Annotated in this window: 22 protein-coding genes; 11 read left to right on the top strand and 11 right to left on the bottom strand. The window is 64.2% G+C overall.

Annotation, left to right across the window (positions count from 1 at the left end; translation table 11 throughout):
* Window positions 1-21 precede the first annotated feature (21 nt).
* Genes G7A66_RS06890 through G7A66_RS06880 form a run of 3 tightly spaced genes read right to left on the bottom strand, consistent with a single transcriptional unit; the run spans window position 22 to window position 3,517 of the window.
* The gene (locus G7A66_RS06890; protein WP_174294948.1) at window positions 22-1,296 is read right to left on the bottom strand and encodes an N-succinylarginine dihydrolase; all 1,275 of its coding nucleotides are present in this window, start codon (window positions 1,294-1,296) and stop codon (window positions 22-24) included.
* A complete protein-coding gene (locus G7A66_RS06885; protein ID WP_174294947.1) occupies window positions 1,293-2,309 on the bottom strand; it encodes an arginine N-succinyltransferase in 1,017 nt (338 codons plus the stop codon). Before G7A66_RS06885 ends, G7A66_RS06890 begins: the two co-directional genes overlap by 4 nt.
* Entirely contained in the window at window positions 2,306-3,517 is a 1,212-nt protein-coding gene (locus tag G7A66_RS06880; protein WP_174294946.1) for a hydrolase, read from the bottom strand. Before G7A66_RS06880 ends, G7A66_RS06885 begins: the two co-directional genes overlap by 4 nt.
* 175 nt (window positions 3,518-3,692) lie before the next feature.
* On the opposite strand from G7A66_RS06880, the gene G7A66_RS06875 reads away from it, so the two are divergent.
* A complete protein-coding gene (locus tag G7A66_RS06875; RefSeq protein WP_174294945.1) occupies window positions 3,693-5,792 on the top strand; it encodes a malate synthase G in 2,100 nt (699 codons plus the stop codon).
* Window positions 5,793-5,796: 4 nt separating this feature from the next.
* Here the strand turns inward: G7A66_RS06875 and rsmA are convergent, their stop codons facing one another.
* The 4 genes from rsmA to G7A66_RS06855 all read right to left on the bottom strand — a co-directional run bounded on the left by rsmA (window position 5,797) and on the right by G7A66_RS06855 (window position 11,747).
* A complete protein-coding gene (rsmA, locus tag G7A66_RS06870) occupies window positions 5,797-6,615 on the bottom strand; it encodes a 16S rRNA (adenine(1518)-N(6)/adenine(1519)-N(6))-dimethyltransferase RsmA (RefSeq protein WP_174294944.1) in 819 nt (272 codons plus the stop codon).
* A complete protein-coding gene (gene pdxA / locus G7A66_RS06865; RefSeq protein ID WP_174295009.1) occupies window positions 6,612-7,637 on the bottom strand; it encodes a 4-hydroxythreonine-4-phosphate dehydrogenase PdxA in 1,026 nt (341 codons plus the stop codon). Before pdxA ends, rsmA begins: the two co-directional genes overlap by 4 nt.
* A 19-nt stretch (window positions 7,638-7,656) precedes the next feature.
* Complete coding sequence (locus tag G7A66_RS06860) at window positions 7,657-9,030, bottom strand: peptidylprolyl isomerase (protein WP_332310508.1); 1,374 nt, start codon at window positions 9,028-9,030, stop codon at window positions 7,657-7,659.
* Between the two features lie 161 nt (window positions 9,031-9,191).
* Window positions 9,192-11,747, bottom strand: a complete 2,556-nt coding sequence (locus G7A66_RS06855) for an LPS-assembly protein LptD (RefSeq protein WP_174294942.1) — start codon at window positions 11,745-11,747, stop codon at window positions 9,192-9,194.
* A gap of 91 nt (window positions 11,748-11,838) precedes the next feature.
* On the opposite strand from G7A66_RS06855, the gene G7A66_RS06850 reads away from it, so the two are divergent.
* The 6 genes from G7A66_RS06850 to G7A66_RS06825 all read left to right on the top strand — a co-directional run bounded on the left by G7A66_RS06850 (window position 11,839) and on the right by G7A66_RS06825 (window position 15,590).
* A complete protein-coding gene (locus G7A66_RS06850; protein WP_174294941.1) occupies window positions 11,839-13,311 on the top strand; it encodes a leucyl aminopeptidase in 1,473 nt (490 codons plus the stop codon).
* A 7-nt stretch (window positions 13,312-13,318) separates the two neighbouring features.
* Window positions 13,319-13,471, top strand: coding sequence for a DUF2256 domain-containing protein (locus G7A66_RS06845; protein WP_174294940.1), 153 nt, complete (start codon window positions 13,319-13,321; stop codon window positions 13,469-13,471).
* A 36-nt stretch (window positions 13,472-13,507) separates the two neighbouring features.
* On the top strand, window positions 13,508-13,945 hold the full coding sequence (locus tag G7A66_RS06840) for a DNA polymerase III subunit chi (protein WP_174294939.1): 438 nt from the start codon (window positions 13,508-13,510) through the stop codon (window positions 13,943-13,945).
* Entirely contained in the window at window positions 13,927-14,460 is a 534-nt protein-coding gene (locus G7A66_RS06835; protein ID WP_174294938.1) for a hypothetical protein, read from the top strand. The genes G7A66_RS06840 and G7A66_RS06835 overlap by 19 nt, the downstream gene beginning before the upstream one ends.
* Window positions 14,461-14,539: 79 nt before the next feature.
* The gene (gene ndk / locus G7A66_RS06830) at window positions 14,540-14,962 is read left to right on the top strand and encodes a nucleoside-diphosphate kinase (RefSeq protein WP_174294937.1); all 423 of its coding nucleotides are present in this window, start codon (window positions 14,540-14,542) and stop codon (window positions 14,960-14,962) included.
* Window positions 14,963-15,158: 196 nt separating this feature from the next.
* On the top strand, window positions 15,159-15,590 hold the full coding sequence (locus G7A66_RS06825) for a nuclear transport factor 2 family protein (RefSeq protein WP_206675097.1): 432 nt from the start codon (window positions 15,159-15,161) through the stop codon (window positions 15,588-15,590).
* Here the strand turns inward: G7A66_RS06825 and G7A66_RS06820 are convergent.
* The 3 genes from G7A66_RS06820 to purM are packed head-to-tail and all read right to left on the bottom strand — an operon-like array spanning window position 15,587 to window position 18,538.
* Window positions 15,587-16,786, bottom strand: a complete 1,200-nt coding sequence (locus G7A66_RS06820) for a sulfotransferase (RefSeq protein WP_174295008.1) — start codon at window positions 16,784-16,786, stop codon at window positions 15,587-15,589. The two genes, G7A66_RS06825 and G7A66_RS06820, sit on opposite strands and share 4 nt — an antisense overlap.
* Window positions 16,786-17,418 (bottom strand): phosphoribosylglycinamide formyltransferase, encoded by a 633-nt coding sequence (gene purN, locus G7A66_RS06815; protein WP_174294935.1) that lies wholly within the window; start codon window positions 17,416-17,418, stop codon window positions 16,786-16,788. The genes G7A66_RS06820 and purN overlap by 1 nt, the downstream gene beginning before the upstream one ends.
* Window positions 17,408-18,538, bottom strand: a complete 1,131-nt coding sequence (purM, locus tag G7A66_RS06810) for a phosphoribosylformylglycinamidine cyclo-ligase (RefSeq protein ID WP_174294934.1) — start codon at window positions 18,536-18,538, stop codon at window positions 17,408-17,410. The genes purN and purM overlap by 11 nt, the downstream gene beginning before the upstream one ends.
* A gap of 70 nt (window positions 18,539-18,608) precedes the next feature.
* Here purM and G7A66_RS06805 point away from each other — a divergent pair, with 70 nt between their 5' ends.
* Genes G7A66_RS06805 through G7A66_RS06790 form a run of 4 tightly spaced genes read left to right on the top strand, consistent with a single transcriptional unit; the run spans window position 18,609 to window position 21,637 of the window.
* On the top strand, window positions 18,609-19,928 hold the full coding sequence (locus G7A66_RS06805) for a heavy-metal-associated domain-containing protein (protein ID WP_232366700.1): 1,320 nt from the start codon (window positions 18,609-18,611) through the stop codon (window positions 19,926-19,928).
* Between the two features lie 6 nt (window positions 19,929-19,934).
* Entirely contained in the window at window positions 19,935-20,561 is a 627-nt protein-coding gene (locus G7A66_RS06800) for a P-loop NTPase family protein (RefSeq protein WP_174294933.1), read from the top strand.
* A 27-nt stretch (window positions 20,562-20,588) separates the two neighbouring features.
* On the top strand, window positions 20,589-21,287 hold the full coding sequence (gene epsC / locus G7A66_RS06795) for a serine O-acetyltransferase EpsC (RefSeq protein WP_174294932.1): 699 nt from the start codon (window positions 20,589-20,591) through the stop codon (window positions 21,285-21,287).
* On the top strand, window positions 21,287-21,637 hold the full coding sequence (locus tag G7A66_RS06790; RefSeq protein ID WP_174294931.1) for a DUF2794 domain-containing protein: 351 nt from the start codon (window positions 21,287-21,289) through the stop codon (window positions 21,635-21,637). Before epsC ends, G7A66_RS06790 begins: the two co-directional genes overlap by 1 nt.
* A gap of 75 nt (window positions 21,638-21,712) precedes the next feature.
* Here G7A66_RS06790 and G7A66_RS06785 read toward each other — a convergent pair whose 3' ends face one another.
* On the bottom strand, window positions 21,713-22,648 hold the full coding sequence (locus G7A66_RS06785; RefSeq protein ID WP_174294930.1) for an SDR family NAD(P)-dependent oxidoreductase: 936 nt from the start codon (window positions 22,646-22,648) through the stop codon (window positions 21,713-21,715).
* Window positions 22,649-22,739 lie beyond the last annotated feature (91 nt).

Below are 22,739 nucleotides of genomic sequence, written 5' to 3'. Positions count from 1 at the left end.
ATGCCGACGCAACTCGGCTCATCATGCGAGTTGATCGAGATCCAGCTTTTCGAGCAAGGCAGCGCGAGCGGTCACCACTTTCCCGGCAAGCTCCGCGCTTCCGATCTGCGCCGGTTCGATGCTTTCCGGCCAATGCACCTCGATGACGCTGGCGATGGTGTCGGCCTTCGCTTCATCCAGCAGGAAGCGCGGATCCACTGTGGCGGGGTCGGCCACGACCCGCAGCCTCAGGCAGGCGGGGCCGCCGCCATTGGCCATGCTCTGCGTGACATCGACGGGAATGACCCCGCCGATCGGACCATCCCCCGACATCATCCGGTCGAGAAAGCCGCGTACCGCCGTGCTGTTCCAGCTTTCCATCGGCACGACCAGCGCCATGTTCCCATCCGGCAAACTCACCAGCTGCGCGTTGAACAGATAGGTCGCGATGGCTTCGGCAAGGCTGACTTCGCTTGATGGAACCTCCACCACCTGCAGTTCGGGGAAGGCTACGCGGATGGCCTCATACGCGCCTTCGCGGTCGGCAAATGCTTCTTCATGCGTGAACAGCACGCGCCCGTTTGCGACCGAAACGACGTCATTGTGGAACGCGCCTGCTGCAATGGCGAAAGGGTTCTGTTCGATGAAGACGGTGCGCTCCGGCGCCAGCCCATGCAGCCGGGCGACAGCGCGGCTGGCCTGAAGGCTCTGCCGCGCCGGGAAAGCCCCGCCGGGGCGGCCAAAGACGAAGACTTCTACGCCCGACGCTGAATGATCGGCACAGAACCGCATGTGGTTGGCAGCGCCTTCGTCGCCAAAGAAAGGCGGCACGGCATCATGCAGCGCGAAAGCAGCTTCGTCGGCAAAGGCGATGGCAAGCTGTGCCTTGGTGTCCCGCCATTCCTGCGCCCGATGCGGCATGGTGACGAGATTGGCGGGCGTGAGGTGACAGCGCCCGTCTGCCGTGTCGGGAGCGGGGCTGACCGTCGCGGCATTTGCCGTCCACATCGCGCTGGCCGACCACGCCGCCGCCACCAGCGGGCGGTTCTCGGGTTCGACAGCATCGTCCTGAGTGAGGCCCAGTCCGGCAAGAAAGCCTTCGTTCGGGCGGGGCAAGGGCAGCAGAAAGCCCTGCTGCAAACCCAAAGCCATATTGGCGCGCATCTTGGCCAATCCCTGCAGCGCCGCCGCGCGCGGGTGCGATATGTCACCGGCATGGCTGGTCGCGGCAAGATTGCCGAGGCTGAGGCCCGCATAATTATGCGAGGGGCCGACGATCCCGTCAAAATTGATTTCTTGCAGTTTAGCGTGTTTCATCGCGCAACGCTCCAGATCGTGTCGCCGGGTTTCACATCCAGCAGATCTGCCGCGCTGGCGTCGATGGCCACGGTGCCGTCCTCCTGCATCTCGCGAGCGCCGTAGCAGGCGCGAAAGCCAGTAAGCCTCCCGGTCGCCAGAAGACCTTTCTCACCCTTCGCCAGATGAACCGTGGAAATCTCCGCCTCGCTCGCCTCGCGCACGCTTTTCACGGCATCGGTTCGGGCTATCATGCTGGGGCCGCCATCGAAAATGTCGACATAGCCTTCATAGGAGAACCCTTCGTTCTCCAGCATCCGCATCGCCGCGCGGCCAGACGGATGCGGTATCCCAATGGCGCTGCGGGCGGTTTTCGACAGCATGGCGACATAGATCGGGTGCTTGGGCATCAGATCGGCGATGAACTGGTTGCCCGTGACCGAATTGAAATGGTCCGCCTCCTGAAAAGTCATTCCGAAGAAGCGGCCCGCCACCCCGTCCCAGAATGGCGATCCGCCGCGTTCGTCTATAATGCCGCGCAGTTCCGCCAGGATGCGATCGGCGAAGCGCGCGCGGTGCATGGCGATGAACAGATAGCGGCTCCGCGCCAGCAACAGTCCCAGCCCGCCCGCGCGCTCACCGGGGTGGAGGAACAATCCGCCGACCTCCGCGCTACCTTCCAGATCCGTGGTCAGGCTGAGCAATTCGGCGCGTACCGTGCGATCCAGTTCCTGGCTGTGCTGCGTGATCGTGTTCAGGCGATAGGAATAGAACGGCCAGCGCTGGCCCACCTGGCTGAAGATCTGGCAGGTGCCGCGCACCTCGCCGGTTTCGGCATTTTCCAGGACCAGCACGAACTGTTCGTCGGCAAGAGTATCCTCGTCCCGGCCGAAAGCCGCCGTGGCGCGGGCGAGCTTGGCGGTCAGCGAGTCACGATCCGGCGGCAGATTGGTGAAGCCGCCGCCGGTCAGTTTCGCCATTTCGTAGACAGGTTCGAGATCGCCGGCTCGCGCGGCCCGCAGGCGGAAAGTCACAGCCTGTCTCCCGATGCGATTTCCTGCAGGACCAGCGCGGACAGCGCCGCCCTCTCGCGCAGGGAAGAGACGATCATGAATTCGTCGGAGGAATGTATCTTGCCCCCGCGCACGCCCATGGTGTCGACCACCGGCACGCCGCAGGACGCTATATTGTTGCCGTCGCAGACGCCGCCCGTCGATTGCCAGCCGATGTCCTGCCCCAGCATTCGCCCGCAATCATGCACGATGTCAAAAAGCTTCTGCGCCCTGCCATCGACCGGCTTGGGCGGGCGGGTCACGCCGCCATGCAGTTCCACGCTGACTTCATGCGCCTGCCGCACCTGTCCCATCAGTTCCTGCAGTTGCGCTTCGAACCTTTCCCCTGCGCTCGGTTCGCGCGGGCGGATGTTGAACCGCAGGACCGCGATATCAGGCACGACGTTGTTCGCCGCGCCGCCCTCGATCTTTGCAGGGTTTACCGGACAATTCTGCGTCTGCACGTCCTTCAGCCCCACGGCCAGAGCGGCAGCGGCGACCAAGGCGTTGCGCCCGTCCTGCGGGTTGCGCCCGGCATGGGCGCTGCGTCCGCGCACGATCAGCGAATAATTGCCGGTGCCGCCGCGCGCATGCGCCAGGGTGCCGTCGGGCAGGGCGCTCGGTTCATAGGTGAGCGCCGCAGCCTTGGCCTGCGCCAGCGCCTCGATCAGGCTGCGCGAGGAAAGCGAGCCGGTCTCCTCGTCGGAGTTTATGAGCACATCGTAACCGACCTTCGCGGCGGCGTCTGAACGTTCGAACGCCAGCAACGCGTGCAGCATGACGGCGAGCCCGCCTTTCATATCGGCGGTGCCGGGGCCATTGATGATGTCCTCTTCCGTAAGCGTCAGCGCCTGGAACGAATGGTCGGCGGGAAAGACCGTGTCCATATGACCGGTGAGCACGAAGCGCCGTTCGGCGTCAGGGCGCACGCGCAGCACAAGATGCTTGCCGTGTTGCTTTGCGAACTCTTCCCCTTCGGCGTCGATCGCCGTGACTGCAGCCGGTTCGACAAGCTCGATCTCGCCGGGCAGGGCGGAGAACGCATCCGCCAGCCGGTCTGCCATCGTAGCCAACCCGTCCAGATTGGCGGTGCCGCTGTTGATCCCGGCCCAGTCTTCCACCTGTTTCAGCATGGCGGATTGGTCGATCATCTCGAACAGCGGAGCGGCGGCGGGGTCGATCTTTGTCATGCCATGGCGTCTAGCCTCAGGGCAGCGCGCGGCCAACCCCGTTGCAAATATCCGGGCACCTGTTCATAAGTCCGGCCGTTCCTCCCCGGACATGACAATTCGCCGACGAGATCTGCCGCCTGCACCGGCGGCGATGCGGCGGTGTAGCCACAAGGCAAGGGCAAGGGACGAATACATGACCGAATACACGAACCGCGCAGGCCTGAAGGTCGATCCGAAGCTGGCGTCCTTCATCGAGGATGAGGTGCTGACGGCTAACGATCGCGACGCGGAAAGTTTCTGGAGCGACTTTGCAAAGCTGCTGAAGGATTTCGCACCCCGCAATCGCGACCTGCTGGCAATCCGCGCAGATTTGCAGGCGCAGATCGAGAAATGGCACGAGCAGCGCCGCGGCCAGCCGCATGATGCGAAAGCCTATCGCGCCTTCCTGACCGCGATCGGCTATCTCGTTCCTGAACCGGGCGATTTCACCATCGGCACGCAGGCCGTGGATGCCGAGATCGCGACGATGGCAGGGCCGCAGCTGGTGGTGCCGGTGCTGAATGCGCGCTTCCTGCTGAATGCCGCCAATGCGCGCTGGGGCAGCCTGTACGATGCCTTCTACGGCACTGACGCACTGGATGCCGAACCGGCAAAGCCGGGCGGATATGACGAGGCGCGCGGCGCTGCGGTTATCGCCAGAGGACGCAAATTCCTGGATGAGGCGCTGCCTCTGGCCTCCGGCAGCTGGTCCGATGTGAAGGATGTTGCAAAGGCAGAACTGGCCGACCCCACCCGCTATGTAGGCCAGACGGAGCGCGGTTTTCTCTTTCGCAACAACGGCCTGCATATCGAGATCGTCGTCGATGCCGCCAATCCGATCGGTTCAGGCGACAAGGCGGGCATCGCCGACATCATTCTTGAAGCAGCGCTGACCACGATCGTCGATCTGGAGGACTCGGTTGCCGCCGTCGATGCCGAGGACAAGCTGGTCGCCTATCGCAACTGGCTGGGCGTGATCCGTGGCGATCTGGAGGAACGGTTCGAAAAAGGTTGCAAGACCGTCACCCGCGCTCTGGCGGAAGACCGGCAGGTTACGTTGCCCGATGGCAGCACCGAAAGCCTGCCCGGCCGAAGCCTGCTGTTCGTGCGCAATGTCGGCCATTTGATGACAAATCCGGCGATCCTCACTAGTGACGGCGCGGAGGTGCCCGAGGGAATCATGGATGCGGTTGTCACCAGTGCCATCGGAGCAATCGACGTCGCCGGCAAAGGGCGTTTCGCCAATAGCCGCGAGGACAATATCTACATCGTGAAGCCCAAGATGCACGGGCCTGCGGAATGCGCCTTCACGAATGATCTGTTCGACGCGGTGGAAGATCTGCTTGGCCTGCCGCGCCACACGATCAAGGTCGGCGTCATGGACGAGGAGCGGCGCACCAGTGCCAATCTGGCCGCCTGCATCCATGCGGTGAAGGACCGGATCGTCTTCATAAACACGGGTTTCCTCGACCGCACCGGCGACGAGATTCACACCTCGATGCAGGCCGGGCCCATGGTCCGCAAGGGGGCAATGAAGAACAGCGACTGGCTGCGCGCCTACGAGGCCCGCAATGTCGCCATCGGCCTGGCGCACGGCCTGTCCGGCAAGGCCCAGATCGGCAAGGGCATGTGGGCCGCCCCCGACCGGATGGGCGCGATGATGGACGAGAAGATCGCTCATCTCGAGGCCGGCGCGAACACCGCGTGGGTGCCGTCGCCCACCGCCGCGACGTTGCACGCGCTGCATTATCACGCGTTGGACGTGTTCGCGCTGCAGAAGCGGCTGACCGACATCCCCGGCCTGGACAAACTGCTCACCATTCCGCTGGCAGAGGGTACGAATTGGAACGAGGCGGAGATCCGCGAGGAGCTCGACAATAACGCACAAGGGCTGCTCGGCTACGTGGTTCGCTGGGTGGGCCAGGGCATCGGCTGTTCCAAGGTGCCTGACATCAACGACATCGGCCTAATGGAAGACAGGGCGACGCTGCGCATCTCGAGCCAGCATATGGCCAACTGGCTGCTGCACGGGGTCTGCACGCGCGAGCAGGTGATGGATTCGCTGAAACGCATGGCCGCGAAGGTCGATGCCCAGAACGAGGGCGATCCCGGCTATGTGAAAATGGCGCCCGATTTCGGTGGCGTGGCCTTCAAGGCAGCCTGTGATCTGGTGTTCGAAGGCGTTTCACAGCCCAGCGGCTATACCGAACCGCTGCTCCACGAATGGCGGGCGAAAGCGAAGGCGATCTGCTGAAGGGTCAGGACAGCTGACGGGCCAGAGCCACGAACTCGGCAATCGTCAGCGTTTCTGCGCGGCGCTGCGAGTCGATCCCCTCTTCCTCCAACGCCGCCAGCGCGCCGGGCACTCCTTTCAAACTTTGCCGCAGCATCTTGCGCCGCTGGCCGAAGGCGGCTGCCGTGATGCGTTCCAGCACACCCGCCGACACGCCCTGCGGCATTACCGCCGGAGTGACATGGACGATGGCGCTCATCACCTTGGGCGGTGGGGTGAAGGCGCTGCGATGCACCTTCAGCGCGAGCTGCGCGCGGGATCGCCACTGCGCCAGCACTGACAGCCGGCCATATTCGGAACTGCCGGGTGCCGCGACGATCCGCCTGGCGACCTCCTGCTGAAACATCAGGGTGAGCGAGCGCCAGGCGGGCGGCCATGCCTCGCCCCCCATCCATCCGGTGAACAGGGCCGTGCCGACATTGTAGGGCAAATTGGCGACGATGTCGTATTCACCGCCGAACAAGGTGCCGGGGGCGATTTTCATGGCGTCGCCCTGAATCACTTGGAGCTTGCCGGGATAGGCTTGCTCCAGTTCCGCCAGTGCAGGCAGGCATCGGCGATCCATTTCGACAGCCGTCACAAGCGCTCCGGCACGCAGGAGCGCGCGGGTAAGCCCGCCGGGACCGGGGCCGATTTCCAGAACCTGCCGATCCGACAGATCGCCGGGTATGGCGGCGATCCGGTCGAGAAGCTGTGCGTCGAAGAGGAAGTTCTGGCCCAGCGCCTTCGACGCGCTGAGGCCGTGACGCGCGATTACCTCGCGCAGCGGCGGCAAGTCGCTCATGAGTTCTGCTGCCGCTCTGACGAACGGCGCACCGCGCAGTCACCCGCCATGCGGATTGCCGCGACAGTGGCACCGGCATCGGCCAGGCCCTTGCCGGCGATGCCGAAAGCGGTGCCGTGATCGGCCGAGGTGCGAATGATCGGCAGTCCGAGCGTGACGTTCACGCCCGCATCGAAATCCAGCGCCTTCAACGGAATCAGCGCCTGATCGTGATACATGCAGACCGCCACATCATAGGTGGCGCGCTGCCGGGCCGCGAACAGCGCATCGGCAGGATGCGGTCCGGTCACATCGAAACCTTCCGCGCGCAATTTCGCGATGGCGGGAGCAATGATCCGCATTTCCTCGTCACCGAATTTGCCGCCTTCGCCCGCATGGGGGTTGAGGCCCGCCAGCGCGATGCGCGGTTTCGCTATTCCGAAATCGTTTGCAAGCGCACGGGCGGCAATCGCGGTACGGCGGTAAATCAGCTCCGCCGTCAGCAGGTCGGCGACTTCGGCAAGAGCGCAATGCACGGTCAGCGGTATGGTCCGCAGCGTCGGCCCGGCCAGCATCATCACCGCGTCGTGCGGTGCTATCCCGCAGGCATGGGCAAGGAACTCCGTCTGACCGGGATGCGCAAAGCCCACTTCGGCAAGGGCATGTTTGGCAACAGGCCCGGTAACCAGCGCGGCTGCCGCACCGGATGAAGCGAGAGCGCAGGCCTCCTCAAGCGAGGCGAGAGCGAGCGCTGCGCCGTCGCGGCATGGTTCCCCCGGTCGCCATCCGGCATTGGCATGGCCGGCGAGCGGCAGGACGGGCAGGCCTTCGTTGAAAGCCTCAGCCGCCACGCCCGGATGTTCTATGCGGACGACGGGCATGTCGAGATTGCAATGGCGCGCCGCCGCAGTCAGCAGGCCTGCGCCGCCCGCCACGAAGAAGGGCGGAAGCCCGTCAGCTTCGCGCCTTGTCCATGCCGCCGCGATCAGTTCGGGGCCGATGCCCGACGGATCGCCGAGCGACAGGACGAGCGGTAAGTCGATGGCGGGAGCGTCCGTCCGGTCAGTTATACTGGATCAGCGCATCGTTGCGCAGATCGCGCAGATAACGCTGGGCCCGCTTGTTCACGCGTTCGTCTTCAAGCTGCGACATCAGCGTGTTGAAATCGGGTCCGGCCTGTTCCTGCGGATCGTCGCGCCCGCACAGCAGCAGCACGCGCACACCGTCCTCGACCGAGCCGAAGGCCGGGCTGGCCTGGCCGATCTGGAGGTCGAGCATGGTCTGCTGCAATTGTTCGGGCAGCGCGCGAACGCGGATCTGGTTTTCGACCACTTCGGCTCCGATGGTCTGGGCAGCGCGTTCAGCATCGCCGCATCCACGGATCGACTGCACGGCGGTGGCGAATTCCGCGACGCGGCCCGATGCCTGTTCCTGCGTGCTGCCGGGCGCGAAGGAAATCGAGATCTGCTTCAGGGTCAGCAATGCATCGCGGGGGTCAGCCATCAGCACCTGCTTGCGGTCGATCAGGTAGAGGATCGAAAGCCCGCCCGGAATGGCGATCGGACCGACGAGCTGGCCGGGCTGCATTTCCTTGGCCACGGCGGCAAGCTCACTCGGCAACTGACCAAGGCGAACGAAGCCGAGATCACCGCCGACTGCCGCCGTGGAGGCCTCGGAGAACTGACGTGCATAAGCGACAAAGCTGCCGCCCTGACGCAATTGTTCGATGATGCGCAGCGCGTTCTGTTCAACCGCGGTCGCATTTTCGGACGTGGCGGAAAGAAAGATCTCCCCCAAGCGGTATTCTTCGGTGCCGCGCGACGCTTCCAGCCGCTGCAGCATCTCGTTCACTTCTTCTTCCGCCACATTGATGAAGGGCGAAACATTGCGGCTGATAAGCCGCTGCCATGCCAGTTCTCCGCGGATCTGCCGCTTGAGCGAAGCAGCGGAGGAGCCGACGGAAGCGAGATATTCGTCCATCTTTTCGGGTTGCGTGCCGAAATTCTGTGCAGCCAGACGATTGTAGCGCTGGTCGACCTCCTCATCGCTCACCGGCATTTCCTGCGCGGCCGCTTCCTGAATCTGCAACGTCTCGTCGATCAGATTGCGCAGGATCTGCTGCCGCAGGCGCTGCATCTCGGCTTCGGGTATCTCGCCTTCCGACGTCGATGCCACCAGCGCGACACGCTGGTCCACATCGGTGCCGGTGATGACCGCGCCGTTCACCATGGCGGTCGCCTTGCGCAGGTCGGGATTGTTCTGCGACAGCATCGTGATGTTTTCGGGCAGGTTGAGCGTGTTGCCCGTGACCGCGTCAGTGGCAGAACCGGCAGCTTGCGCGGAGGCGGCAACCGGAGCGGCCAGCAGTCCGAAAGCCGAGAGGCCGGCAAGCGTGCGGCCGAGCCCGCCTTGGGTTAGATAAGAGGTTCTGATCACGTAAATCCATCCATTTGCCGCGCCGGTCATGGGACGACGACTTTGCCCGCCGGAATTGCCGCCGACCGGCTTAACCGAAGCTGAGTGCAGCGCCGGATAGCGCGTTTGCGAAGGTCTGCCAACCAGAGCGGTGCAGCGTCACGGCGCCGCCCCGGTCTGCGTCAGCGGAAGCCCAGGTTGCGCAGGGCGAAATACAGCTGGAACGTGTCGCCCCGCCGCGCATCCCCCTGGTTCACGTAATCGCGGCGCCAGGTCAGGCCGAGTTCCAGGCAATCGTCCTGATAGGCAACGCCCAGCCGCGTGCGGATCGGCTGGAACCCGTCGGACCCGGATAGCGGATCTTCCTCGCTGTTCGTCAGGTTCAGCACCCCCGACCCGAACACGGACCAGTAGTTGGCAAAGGCCACGCGGGCGGCGACCCGCGCTTCCTCGCGGTCCTGCAGATCCTCGATTTCCAGAGCGATATCACGGTCGAGGCGGAGATAGCCCACTTCGACATAGGTGCGGTTGCTGCCCACCGTCGCGTCGAATTCGTTGCGCCGCACGGCAAGGCTGTCCTTGTCGAGGCGGAAACGATGCGTCAGTTTCACGTAGTCGCGATAGCGGATCTCGGTCCGGCCGACGATGTCGGACACGCGTTCGGAAAGGCCCGTACCATCGGGCAGGATGTTCCTGTCGGTATCGAGGCGATAGGATTGGCCCAGCGTGGATTTCAGGCGCCAGCCCGGGTGAGTGAACTGCCAGTCGAAGCCGTAGGTAACCCGCGCCCCGTCCTCGAACCGGTCATAGCCGGGGAAGCGGTTGAGCGAGAAGAGGTTCGTGTCCTCAAGATCGATAGCCCGCGAATCCTCGTTGGGGATCGCGAGATTGCGGATCGGCGGAGTGGCGACGAACTGGACACGCGGGGTCAGCACCTGCGTTCCGCCGAAGATCGTGCCGATCAGCGGCCACTGCACATCGACGGCCCCCAGTGCCACCGCGCGGCTCTGCCAGCCCGGATTACCGCGATAGAGCGCGGATTCGGTCAGCGCGTTGTCGCTCGAATGGTAAAGATCGGCGCGGGCGAGCGCGGTGAAGGTGACCGCCTGTCCGAAACGGGTCAGGCGCCGCAGATCCCAGCGTCCGCCGGCAAAGGCGCGCTGGGTGTTCTGCCCATCTTCGCGAAACAGCGCCAGCGTGTTGGCATGCAGCTCAATCTGCCCGCCCAGCAGCGGATCGTCGATCCGGCGGCGGTAATCGATGACGGGCAGGGCGAGCGGCACCTGTCCCTGCCTCGCATCCAGGCGCAGGGTCTGCGTCCCCCATCCTGCCACCTGGAAATAGGAATCCTCGTCCACCCTTTCGAGCGAGACGGTCGAGCGCAAGCGGTCCTCGCGGCTGATGTCGTAGCGGCGCAGGAAAGTGCGGTCGCTGGCGAGGCGGATTACGCCGTCGAGGCTCCAGTTCTCGTCCAGCTGGAAGCTTCCGTTGGCAAATATATAGCCGCGCAGATCGTCTGCGGTAATGTCTGCACCGATCGCGGGGTCGAATGCGGCGACACGGCGGCTCTGCGTCAAATAGCCGGTGATCTGATAGGCGCCGCGATCCGTCAGCTGGCGAAATTGGCCCGAAACCATCGGCGGCGCGTCGGTGAACAGATAGGCGCTGGCGGTCAGATCCTTGTTGTCGGCCAGCCGCCAGTAATAGCTGCCGCTGATTTCAAGCCCATTCGATTCCGACAGGCGCACGTCCGGGATCAGGAAGCCCGACGCACCGCCGCCATCGGTTCGCAGGGAAAGGCCCGGCAGCGGCAGGAGCCTCGCTCCGAAAATCTCCAGATATGCGCCGGTAAACCGCACCCGGTTCTGGTCGGGATCGTAAACCGCCCGGTCCGCGGTGATCCGCCAGGAGGGCGTCTTGTCGCAGCCCTCCGGTCCCGTCACCGCGCAGGCGCTGTAGGCCGCATCAGTCAGAACGACATTGCCGTCCTCCAGCCTTTCGCCCTGCCGCGCCGCCAGCCTGCCGCCTTCGACCAGGGCGAGCAGCAGGTTTTCGACCGAGCCTGTCTCAAACCGGTCGGTCAGCTCGAGGCGGTCGGTGAACAGGCGATTGCCGTTCGCATCCTCGAACCGCACGTTCCCTTCGGCCGCGACGATCCCGCTTTCGATTTCCCAGGTCACATCGTCGGACAGGACAGTACCGTCGGCGCTGCGGATAAAGATGTTGCCGCTGCCGCTGATCTGGCCGGATGCACGATCATAGACAATGCGGTCGGCGCGAACATAGCGGCCCTCGCTCGTAAGAACGACATTGCCGGTGGCGACGATGGTGTCTGCATTATTGTCGTAGCTGATCTCTGCGGCAGAAAAGTCGACACTGTCCGGCGGTTCCAGCGCGCCGGGCGACAGGGTAGGCACCTCGGGCAGGGGAACGCCATCATCCGCCTCGTCCGGATCGATGATTTCAGGATCGACCGGCTGCGGCAGGCCCGGATTTTCTTCTCCGGCATAGATCAGATCGCGCGGATCGGGGAGTTCCACGGGTTCGATCGCAGTGTCGGTTCCGGGGGCGGCCCCTTCCTGCGCGGCGAGCGGCGCGGCGGAACAAAAACCCAGCAGGACCGCTGCACTTGCAAGAGGATAAAGCCCTGCGCGGAGGCGCGCCTGCCGGTGGATCGAGCTTCGGTTTGTCGAGCTGCCTGCGAGGGCTGGAAGAACGGACGGCGGCGGCGTGGGCATGGCTTGCCTATGTCACCGCCGCGCCTTAATCGCAATCGCCATTGCAGGCCCGGTCGCGGGCCTTGAAAACTGATATTTACCGGAGACCTTGATGAAATTCGAAATCCAGACCGATGCCTCGGCAAACGGCGCTACGAATGCCGACGTAATTGCCCATGTCGTCGACAAGGGCGCGATGCCCGCCAATGTCGAAGCCGTACTGCGCGAAGGTGCGGAAGCCGCACGTTTCAAGGGCACTGCCGGGCAGATGTTCGAAGGGTTCGTCGAACGCGGCGGCAAGGTGCGCCGCTTCGCGCTCGCAGGAGCCGGCGAAGCGGGTGCCGACGACCGCATGGCCAAGCTGGAAAAAGCGGGCGGGGCCATCGCCTCGCGCTACAATGCCAGCGGCGTGAAGACCGTTGAACTGAACTTCGTGGACAGCGGCCTTGATGCTGCTGGTGCGGCGGCGGTGATGTTGGGCCTGCGCCTGCGCGGCTGGCGTTATGACATCTATCGCACAACCCAGAAGGACGAACAGAAGGTCACGCTGGAAAAGATCGTGGTGACCGGCGCGCCCGGCGGACTGGATGCCGCATGGCAGGATGCAGATGCGGTGGCGACCGGCGTCGAATTCGCTCGCGAACTGGTGACCGAGCCTGCAAACGTCATCTTTCCGGTCAGCTTCGTCGAACGCTGCCAGAAGCGTTTCGAAGGTACCGGCGCGGAACTGACCGTGCTGGACGAAGATGAGATGGAGAAGCTGGGCATGAAGGCGCTTCTCGGCGTCGGCCAGGGCAGCCAGCAACCCTCGCGTGTGCTGGCGATCCGCTGGAATGGCGGCGCTGATGGCGATGCGCCGACAGCTTTCGTCGGCAAAGGCGTGACCTTCGATTCGGGGGGCATCTCGATCAAGCCGGGTGCGGGCATGGAAGATATGAAGTGGGACATGGGCGGTTCCGCCGCCGTGGCCGGGTCGATGCTGGCCATGGTGAAGCGCAGGGCGAAGGCGAACATCGTCGGCGTTGTCGGCCTCGCTGAAAACATGCCCGACGGCGCAGCACAGCGCCCCAGCGACGTCGTGAAGTCGATGTCGGGGCAGACGATCGAGATTATCAACACCGATGCCGAAGGGCGGCTGGTGCTATGCGATGCACTGCACTGGACGCAGCAGACCTTCAAGCCGAAGCGGATCGTCGATCTTGCGACGCTGACCGGCGCGATGATCATCTCGCTCGGCTCAGAACATGGCGGCGTTTTCTCGAACGACGACACGCTGGCCGACGATCTGCTGGCGGCAGGCAAGGGCAGCGGCGACAAATTGTGGCGCTTCCCGCTCTCGCCCGCCTACGACAAGCTGATCGATTCGCCGATTGCCGACATGAAGAACACCGGACCGCGCGGCGCGGGTTCGATCACGGCGGCGCAGTTCCTCCAGCGCTTTATCGCCAAGGGCACGCCCTGGGCGCATTGCGACATCGCCGGGATGGTCTGGGCCGACAAGGCGGGCTCCACCTATGACAAGGGCGCAACCGGCTATGGCGTGCGCCTGATCGACCGCTTCGTGCGCGACAGCGTAGAAGGCTGAATGGCCCATGGCCCGCATGCGGAAGAAAGCGGATCTGCCCAGCAAGATCTGCTCCGCATGCGGGCTGCCGTTTTCCTGGCGCAGGAAATGGGAACGGGACTGGGAGAATGTCCGCTTCTGCTCCGACCGGTGCCGTGCCAACAAGCCGAAGGCGGTCTGATGCGTGTTGAAGGGGCAAACGGCGGGGAAGCAATATATGCGCGTTGATTTCTACCAATTGAGCCGCGATCCGGCGGCAAAGGTCGTGCCGCTGCTTGCCCGCGCCACTGCCAAGGCTGGTGAAAGGCTGCTGGTGGTGTCAGACGATGCAGCGCAGTTGCAAGGCATCAGCGATGCCCTGTGGGATCAGGGCGGTGGCAGCTTTCTCGCAAACGGCCTGACCGGTGCAGGGCATGAAGATCGCCAACCGGCGCTGCTGTCGAACACGATGGAAGCTAGAAATGGTGCGAAGTACTGCGCGCTCGCCGACGGCAAATGGCGTGATCAGGCGGACGGATTCGCCCGCGTGTTCCTGCTCTTCGGGGACGCGAATCTGACCGAGGCTCGCGCCTGCTGGCGTATGCTGGACGGACACGAGGACATGGAACGCAACTTCTGGAAGCAGGAGGGCGGACAATGGACCAAGGCCGCCTGATGCCTGCGTTGCCGCGCGTCCTCGGTCTCGCCGCCGCGCTGGTCGCCACTCTCACGCTGGCGGCCTGCGACGAATCGCCGGAAGAAGCGGCGGAAGATGTCGTGGACGAACGCGGCTTCTTCACCGTCCATCCCGAAACCGGCGCGACCATGTCGGCTATTCCGCAGGACGGACTGCCCGATACGGTGATGGTTTCCGGGGAAGAACTGGCGGGTCCACTCCCGCTCGGCTTCACCTTGCATGAAGGCGCCAAAGTGCTCGATTCCACCTTTGTCTCACGCGGCGAAAAGCAGAGCGCGCTGGTGATCTTTGAAAGCGCGGCGGCGCCAGAAGAGTTGGCGGAGTTCTACCGCGGACAGGCTGCATCCGCGGGGATTAAAACCGAAGTGACGCTCGATGGCGACGCCGGTCGCCTCGTGGCCGGGCGGGAGGGCACGGCGCGGTTCTCGCTCAACGCTGCCCGCGAAGGCGATGTCACGGCGGCGCAATTGATGATCAGCGACGGGCTCGATTGATCGGCATGCTTGCCGTGAGCGCCGGGTGCCGCTAGGGGCGCGCGCAATCTCTCCCGTTCAACAAGCCTAGGAAAACATCATGGCGGTTACCCGCACCTTTTCGATCATCAAGCCCGACGCCACGCGCCGCAACCTGACCGGCGGCGTCACCAAGATGCTGGAAGATGCCGGCCTGCGCGTCGTCGCTTCCAAGCGCATTCACATGAGCGAAGAGCAGGCGAAGAGCTTCTACGAAGTGCACAAGGATCGTCCGTTCTATGGTGAACTCGTCGACTTCATGACCAGCGGCCCGGTCGTCGTGCAGGTGCTGGAAGGCGAAGACGCCGTGAAGCGCAACCGCGACATCATGGGCGCGACCAACCCTGCGGATGCCGAGGAAGGCACCATCCGCAAGACCTATGCCGAAAGCATCGAAGCCAATTCGGTCCACGGTTCGGATAGCGACGAAAACGCTGCCAACGAGATCAAGTTCTTCTTCACGGAAGACGAAATCGTCGGCTGAACGGGAATGTAGCTGAATGACTGGCGGAGGGCGAAATTTAGCCCTTCGCCAGTATTTCCAGGCATTAACATTTGAATATTCACGCAATGTTCCGCGGCCGCTATGTCTGAGCCATGGCAACGGGAAATAGATTGCGCCGCCCGCGAGGGGCCGGGCCATGGCATGCGCCGAGCAAGATCGCGCATGAGCCTTCATCATGATGAGCTTTCGCGCAAAGCGCATTGCCCGTGATTTCATTCAGGCACTGAACGACAAGGACGACGACCGGGCCATCGAAATGCTCGATCACGGGATTACCTATGTCGACAGCCGCGGCGTCACCGTCGTCGGCCGCGATCATGTGGCAGAGCTTATCCGCAGGCTATCCAGCATTTCGGGACATTATGTGCAGACGGTCGAGGAGATCAGCATGCGTGCGGATGAAGTGCTGATCAGCGCCATTGTCGATGCGAGCGAAAAGGAATTTACCGGCAAGGTCCTGATCCGCGTCGTGCTCAACTCCGGCAAGATCGCCTTTTATCAAAGCTACCGCGCGGATGTCCCGCTATCGATGGCAATGCTGCTGGTGCCGGAGCTAGCCAGGCGCGGGTCGGAAGAAAACGGACCCGCAAACGCCGTTTTGGACTAGCCCGCGATTTCGCCGAATTGCGCCATCTGACCTTTGTGCGCGTGATGGGCATCCTGGCCCGCAACCTGCTGTTCGCGTTCCATAAACTTCATGGCCGCCGGGGTCAGGTGCAGTCCGAGATCGGCATAGATCCACCGTACCGCGCTGCGCCAATCTGCTGATATCGCATCGAAATTGACCTCCGCAATAGGGGCGTCGTGGCCTGCCAAAGCAGATTGCACGCGTTCTCGTCGGAGCGCTATCTTGGCGGTCCATTCTTCTTCGATCCAGGCCATGTCGGCGTGATCGGACTGGATCGTCATCTGGTTGGCGACGAGCGATGCCGCGCTGCGTACCACATCGGCATCCTCGCGCCGGGCGATGATGAGCCGGGCGCGGGGGAACTGCCGCAACAGTTCAGACAGGTCTTCGGCGAATTGCGGAACCTTCATCACCCGCGGCCGGTCGGCATTGCCGTGGAACGCCGCATCCATTCGCAGGATGCGGGCGAATTCCGCATAAATCGGACCCGCATCGCGCTGCTCGCTGAAACGGCCGTAGGCCGGGATGCGCCACTGCGCCTCATAGGCCGAAGCGCCAAGAGCAGAGGCGAGCCAACCGAGTTCTTCATCGACCCGCCCGGCTCCGAAAGGATGAATTGTATCGATCCAGGGGTCCAGCCGCCGCCCGCAGAACAGCGCCAGAGCGCTCCACAAGGGGCGCAGGTCGATGCGGGCTGGCACCGGGTTCCAGCTGTCGCAAAATCGCGTGGCGGAATGGGCCGGGTCGGCGGCCAGCAGGCGGTGGATACGGGTGGTACCGGCGCGCATCTGGCCGATGACGATGATCGGATCGGCAAGTGCCGTGCGCGCTCGCTCGGGGTTTTGCCGCCAGATCCGCCCAAGCGCATGGCGTTGCCGGACGACTCGCGTTAACTGACCATGAGCTATCGTGCGGCCCAGGTTGTTGAGCCGCGCTTCACTTTCCAGCGCCGCCGAGAGATGCTCCAGACGAATCCGGAAATCCGCCACTTCTTCGGCGCTGCGTCCGCCTTCCTCGTCCCCACCTGCATATCGGCCACGGCCCGCCCGCATGATCGCTTCGGCGTCAAGCGGCGGACGGCTGAGCAGTCCCTTCTCCCATGCCGTGGCGAGCCAGCGGTCCAGCCGAGCGACGATCGGCGCGCGGGCAAGCGGGTGTGGCCGTGGCGGCGGCATCACCCGCTTGCCGAACCGGCGGATTGCAGACGCATTGCGAGGCTGTTCACCACATGCGGGTAAAGCTGATGCTCTGCGATCAGCACCCGTGCGGCCAGGGTATCAGGCGTGTCGTCGGGCATGGTCCTGACCTCCAGACGGCCAAGAACCTCGCCAGCGTCCAGTTCGGCGGTGACGAAATGCACCGACACGCCCGCTGCTGCATCACCAGCCGCAAGGGCCCGCTCATGCGTGCGCAGGCCACGGTATTTAGGCAGCAGCGACGGGTGGATGTTGACGAGACGCCCGGCAAAGCGCTGCACGAATTCTTCGGTCAAAATACGCATGTAACCAGCCAGCGCGACGAGTTCTGCACCGGAGTTCTCGATCGCGTCGCCCATGGTCGCGTCATGCGCGGCCCGGTCCTGACCGCGATGCGAAATCGCGAAGACCGGCAGTCCTTCCGCCTCGGCGAAACGAAGCCCCGGCGCGCCGGGATCGTTGCTCGCGACGAGGACGATTTCATAGGCTGCATCGGGCAGACGGCTGGCGTGCAGCAGAGCCGCCATATTCGTGCCGCTTCCAGAGATCAGCACCGCCACCGGGATCTTGCGTGAGTTCGGCCCGGCGTCGCCAGGCGCGTCAGCCCTCATGCGTGGCTTCCCAGTCAGCGCGGGCAGACCATGTGCCCTGGCTCCCACGAACGGAGCAGCCGCGCTCGCCCGCCTCGATCGTGCCGATGCGAGAAACACTTTCGCCGCAGGCTTCCAGGGCAGCGGTAACCTCATCCGCCAGTTCGGGCGCGACCGCCAGCACCATGCCGAGGCCGCAATTGAAGGTTCGGGCCATCTCGGCAGGTTCGATCCGGCCCTGCGCCTGCAGGAACGCCATCAGCCGTGATTGCTCCCAACGATCGGCATCCACGACGGCGCGCGCGCCTTCCGGCAGGATCCGCGGAATATTCTCCAGCAGTCCGCCGCCGGTGATATGGGCCAGCGCGTCGATCTTGCCGGCCTTCAGCAGCGGCAGCAGCGAAGCGACATAGATGCGCGTCGGTTCGATCAGCGTATCGATCAGCAGCCGTTCCTGATCGAACAGGGCAGGGCGGTCGAGCTTCCACGAAAGGTCGGCCGCCAGCTTTCTGACAAGCGAATAGCCGTTGGAATGCACGCCGGAACTGGCGAGGCCGAGCAGCACGTGACCCGGCGCAAGTTTCTCGCCGGTGATCTGTTCTCCGCGCTCCACCGCGCCGACGCAGAAACCGGCCAGATCGTAATCGCCCGGTCCGTACATGCCCGGCATCTCCGCCGTTTCTCCGCCGATCAACGCACAGCGTGCAATCCGGCACCCTTCCGCTATCCCGGCGACAACGCGGGTCGCAACCTCGTTGTCCAGTTTGCCGGTGGCGAAATAATCCAGGAAGAACAGGGGTTCAGCGCCTTGTACGATCAGATCGTTCACGCACATGGCCACAAGGTCGACACCGACGCTGTCGTGCCGGTCGTATTCTATCCCCAGCTTCAGCTTCGTGCCGACGCCGTCATTGGCCGCAACCAGCAGCGGATCCCTGTAACCGGCGGCGCGCGGGTCGAAAAATCCGCCGAAGCCGCCGAGTTCCGATGTCGCTCCCGGGCGAGCGGTGGCGCGGGCGAGCGGCCCGATGGCCTTGACCAGCGCATTGCCAGCGGCGATGGACACCCCCGATTGCGCATAGGTATAGCCGGGCTTTTCGGCAGGTCCGCCGCCTGAATCATTCGTTCCGTCGTCTGTCATAATGGCGGGCATAGACTTTCACGCTTGGATTTCCACGCTTCATTCGGCAAAAGGCGGTCAGTTTTCCCCGATGAGCGATTCCAGCCACTCCACCCGGCCCCAGCGCGGCACAGGTTCCCTGCGGACCATGAAGCGCGCGGTGACGCCTTTCCTGCTCGGCCTGACGGTGCTCGGCGGCGCTGCTCTGGTGGCGCAAGTGGGCGGCGATCGCGGGATCGCGCCGGTCGCCAGCAGCAGCGACATTAACGTCGGCGGGATCGAGGTCGATACCAGCGGCGAAACGGCAGAGGAAGCACGCGCCGCCGGTTGGCAGGAAGCGGCGAAGCTGGCTTGGGAAAGGATCGACGGACCCGAAATCTCCGATTCGCAGCTCGAAGGGCTGGTATCCGCCATCGTGGTCGAGCGCGAGCGGATCGGGCCGAAGCGCTATATCGCCACAGTCGGGGTAATCTTCGATCGCCAGCGGGCAGGGCAGTATCTCGGCACAGGCGGACAGGCGGAACGCTCCGCCCCGATGCTGCTGGTGCCGGTAACAATCTCGGGCGGGGTCGAAACCGTCTACGAGATGCGCAATCCCTGGCAGCGGGCCTGGGCGGAATACCAGACGGGTGGCAGCCGGATCGACTACGTCAGGCCCTCTGGCGCGGGCGGCGATTCGCTGCTGGTAACGGCGGGGCAGGTGGGTCGCCGCAGCCGTACTTGGTGGCGCACCGTGCTCGACCAGCTGGGCGCGTCGGATGTGCTCGTTCCCATCGCGCAGCTTCGCTATCGTTACCCGGGCGGGCCGATCGAGGGTACCTTCACCGCGCGTTACGGGCCGGACAGCCGCTTTCTCGAAACCTTCACCATGACAGCGGATACGTCGGCCGAGCTCGATGCGATGCTGGCGAAGGCGGTGGTGCGGTTCGACCAGATCTTCCAGCGGGCCCTTGCGCAGGGTACTCTCACGCCCGATCCGACGCTCAATCTCGACACGCCCGAAATGGACCCGGCTCTGCAGCGTCTCATCGAAATGGGCCGGCAGGCAGGCGCCCAGGAACGGGCCGCCGCTGCCGCCGAAGCGCAGGCCCGGCGCGCGAGGGCAAATGCTGCTGCCGCACGCGAAGCGCGTGAGGAAGCGCCGACCATCACCTTGCCCGATCTGCCCGCGCAGACCAGCAGCTACACCGTGCAGTTCAGCACACCCGACGCAGGAGCGGTCGACGCGTCGCTTGCCGCCGTTCGCAGCGCAGCGGGCGTGCGCGGCGTATCGACCACCAGCCTCGCCCTTGGCGGAACTTCCGTCATGTCGGTCAGTTTCGCCGGAGACCTATCCGAACTCGCGGCCGCGTTGCGCGCGCGCGGCTTCAACGTCTCGCAAGGGGCGAATTCGCTCTCCATCAGCCGCTGACGGCAAGTGTCGCAATTCGCGCTTCCACTGTCGCAAGGACCGGGCCGCGAACCGGCGCGGATCGTCGTCGGCAATGCGAATGAGGCAGCGGTCGAGGCACTGTCCAGCCCGTCAGGCTGGCCGTTCCGCACTGCGATCCTGTCAGGCCCGCCCCGTTCGGGCCGATCGCTGCTGGCGCGCTGGTTCGCGGTGCAGGGCGGGCGCGAAGTCGTGGACGATGCCGACACGCTCGACGAAACCGACCTGTTCCACCGCTGGAACCGCGCGCAGGAGAGCGGCGATGCGCTGCTGCTGGTGACCGGTGCGGAACGCTGGGATATCGCCTTGCCCGATCTGCGGTCGCGGATCGGAGCGGCGCTCCCCCTCCAGATCGGCGTGCCTGACGATGCGATGGTCGCCGCGCTGATCGAAAGCCATGCCGAGCAGGCAGGTCTTGCACTGGGCGAGGGCGCGCTTACCTATCTCGTGCCGCGTGTCATGCGCAGCTTTGCCGGTATCGAGACCCTCGTGGCCGAGATCGACAGGCTGAGCCTGGAACGCAAGAGTGCGGCAACCATGTCCCTCTGGCGAGAGGCGCTGGAAGCTGTAAGCGACGCGGAGGCAGGGGCGGAAAGGCAACCGCGCTTGATCTGACGCGTTTTAGGTGGGAGACTTGCCCTGATGTTTGACCGTCTCGTCTCCTATCTGGACTCCATTCGCGCCCGTGACCCCGCGCCGCGATCCCGCTGGGAGATCCTGCTCTATCCGGGCGTTCTGGCCATGGCCCTGCACCGCGTGGCGCATTGGCTGTTCGAGGCCGATCTGTTCTTCCTGGCACGCTTCGTGAACCACTTCTCGCGCATGATCACCGCCATCGATATCCACCCGGGCGCGACCATCGGGCGCAATCTGTTCATCGATCACGGCTTCACCGTCATCGGCGAAACCGCCGAGATCGGCGACAATGTGACAATCTACCAATGCGTGACGCTCGGCGGAACCAATCCGACGAATGGCGTGCCCGGCAAACGCCACCCGACCTTGCGGGATAATGTCATCATCGGGTCGGGCGCGCAGGTCATCGGCCCGATCGAAATCGGCGAGCGCGCCCGCGTGGGCGCGAATGCCGTCGTAACCGACGATGTGCCCGAAGGGGCGACGATGATCGGCATGAAGGCGCGGTCCACGCTGGTGCCGGTGGAAACATGGATGCGCGGGTTCATGCCCTATGGCACGCCGTGCGACGAAACCACTACGCCTCGGCCCGAGGACAAGCGGATGATAGCGCTGGAAGTGCAGGTGAAAGCGTTGCACGACGAATTGGAACGCCTGAAATCAGGCGGCGAAGATGCCGCGCGTCGCAGCGGGACGGACAGTTGATGGCGGCTTTTTCCGGCACGGTGCTGCCCTTTCCCGGGCAGCAGCCATTGCAGACAGCTTTCGCCCGTGACGAGTTGCAGCGCATTCTCGACCTGTACGGACGGATGGTGGCGGCAGGGCAGTGGCGCGACTACGCCATGGATTTTACCCGCGAGGCCGCCATGTTCGACGCCTTCCGCAGGGCTGCCGAACGTCCGCAGACGCGCGTCGAGAAACGACCGTCCTTGCGCAACAAGCAGGGCATGTGGACGCTGTATGGCGAACACGGACAGGTGCTGAAACGCGGGCACGAACTCGCGGGCATTCTCGCCCCGGTCGAACGGAGACTAGTGAAAGCCGTCGACGCCTGATTTCTGTCGGCCCGGACGTAAGAAGACCCCCGCGCCGCAAACGGCGCGGGGGTCTTGTTGAATGGGCAGCGAAGCTTAGCCGCGGGTGGAGGAGGGCGCCGCATCCTTGCCCAGCACGCTCTGCATCGCCTTCAGGATCGTGCCCGACTGTTCGGCACCCGACTGGGGTGCGTGCAGATTGTTCTTTTCCGAAATCTTGTCCCAGTTCTCGGCAAAGCCTTCGACGGTGCGTTCATCGTCCTTCAGCCACACGGCGTCGTTCATCATGACCCAGGCGGAATGGAAGCCGCCTGCACCGGCACCGACGATGGCATTGGTCGGCGAATCCTCGCTGACCAGGAACAGCGCGGCGGGCACGACATTTTCCGGGCCGAAGAGCTTGAATGCTTCTTCGGGGAAGAGGTCTTCCGTCATGCGCGTTCCGGCGACGGGCGACAGAGAATTGACCTTGATGTTGTATTTCGCGCCTTCAAGGTGGAGCGTCTTCGTCAGACCAGCAAGGCCCAGCTTCGCCGCGCCGTAATTAGCCTGCCCGAAATTGCCGAACAAGCCGGTCGAGCTGCTGGTCATCAGGATGCGGCCATAGGCCTGGTCGCGCATCGTGTCCCAGACGGCCTTGGTTGCGTAAGCGCTGCCGAGCAGGTGAACGCGGACGACGAATTCGAAATCGTCGGGGCTCATCTTCGCAAAGCTCTTGTCGCGCAGCACGCCGGCATTGTTGATCAGGACGTGGACGCCGCCCCACTTCTGCTTGGCGTCGGCGACCATCTTTTCCATCTGGTCGTATTCAGTGACTGACGCACCATTGGCGATGGCTTCGCCGCCGGCCTTCTCGATTTCCTCGACCACCTGCGCTGCCGCATCCGATGTGCCGGTGCCGTCTCGCGATCCGCCAAGATCGTTCACCACCACCTTCGCGCCGCGGCGGGCGAGTTCGAGGGCATATTCCTTGCCCAGGCCGCCGCCTGCGCCGGTGACGATTGCTACGCGGTCCTTGAAGGAAATGGTCATATGATCGGTCCTCTTGGTCTGAAAGAATGAAGGTCTGCAGCGGAAATGGCACCGATTTCAGCGCGCTTCAACCGTGCTCGCGGTGGTCCGC

The organism is Alteripontixanthobacter muriae (assembly GCF_013336795.1).
Classification (GTDB): domain Bacteria; phylum Pseudomonadota; class Alphaproteobacteria; order Sphingomonadales; family Sphingomonadaceae; genus Pseudopontixanthobacter; species Pseudopontixanthobacter muriae.
Note: the sequence above shows the minus strand (reverse complement) of the source record. Positions and strands in the feature narration are given on the sequence as shown.

Excerpts from the sequence above, each read along its gene's own strand:
- G7A66_RS06890 (WP_174294948.1), bottom strand. The coding sequence starts at position 1,296 with ATGAAACACGCTAAACTGCAAGAAATCAATTTTGACGGGATCGTCGGC.
- G7A66_RS06880 (WP_174294946.1), bottom strand. The coding sequence starts at position 3,517 with ATGACAAAGATCGACCCCGCCGCCGCTCCGCTGTTCGAGATGATCGAC.
- G7A66_RS06875 (WP_174294945.1), top strand. The coding sequence starts at position 3,693 with ATGACCGAATACACGAACCGCGCAGGCCTGAAGGTCGATCCGAAGCTG.
- rsmA (WP_174294944.1), bottom strand. The coding sequence starts at position 6,615 with ATGAGCGACTTGCCGCCGCTGCGCGAGGTAATCGCGCGTCACGGCCTC.
- G7A66_RS06855 (WP_174294942.1), bottom strand. The coding sequence starts at position 11,747 with ATGCCCACGCCGCCGCCGTCCGTTCTTCCAGCCCTCGCAGGCAGCTCG.
- G7A66_RS06850 (WP_174294941.1), top strand. The coding sequence starts at position 11,839 with ATGAAATTCGAAATCCAGACCGATGCCTCGGCAAACGGCGCTACGAAT.
- G7A66_RS06845 (WP_174294940.1), top strand. The coding sequence starts at position 13,319 with ATGGCCCGCATGCGGAAGAAAGCGGATCTGCCCAGCAAGATCTGCTCC.
- G7A66_RS06840 (WP_174294939.1), top strand. The coding sequence starts at position 13,508 with ATGCGCGTTGATTTCTACCAATTGAGCCGCGATCCGGCGGCAAAGGTC.
- G7A66_RS06835 (WP_174294938.1), top strand. The coding sequence starts at position 13,927 with ATGGACCAAGGCCGCCTGATGCCTGCGTTGCCGCGCGTCCTCGGTCTC.
- ndk (WP_174294937.1), top strand. The coding sequence starts at position 14,540 with ATGGCGGTTACCCGCACCTTTTCGATCATCAAGCCCGACGCCACGCGC.
- G7A66_RS06825 (WP_206675097.1), top strand. The coding sequence starts at position 15,159 with ATGATGAGCTTTCGCGCAAAGCGCATTGCCCGTGATTTCATTCAGGCA.
- G7A66_RS06820 (WP_174295008.1), bottom strand. The coding sequence starts at position 16,786 with ATGCCGCCGCCACGGCCACACCCGCTTGCCCGCGCGCCGATCGTCGCT.
- purN (WP_174294935.1), bottom strand. The coding sequence starts at position 17,418 with ATGAGGGCTGACGCGCCTGGCGACGCCGGGCCGAACTCACGCAAGATC.
- purM (WP_174294934.1), bottom strand. The coding sequence starts at position 18,538 with ATGACAGACGACGGAACGAATGATTCAGGCGGCGGACCTGCCGAAAAG.
- G7A66_RS06805 (WP_232366700.1), top strand. The coding sequence starts at position 18,609 with ATGAGCGATTCCAGCCACTCCACCCGGCCCCAGCGCGGCACAGGTTCC.
- epsC (WP_174294932.1), top strand. The coding sequence starts at position 20,589 with ATGTTTGACCGTCTCGTCTCCTATCTGGACTCCATTCGCGCCCGTGAC.
- G7A66_RS06790 (WP_174294931.1), top strand. The coding sequence starts at position 21,287 with ATGGCGGCTTTTTCCGGCACGGTGCTGCCCTTTCCCGGGCAGCAGCCA.
- G7A66_RS06785 (WP_174294930.1), bottom strand. The coding sequence starts at position 22,648 with ATGACCATTTCCTTCAAGGACCGCGTAGCAATCGTCACCGGCGCAGGC.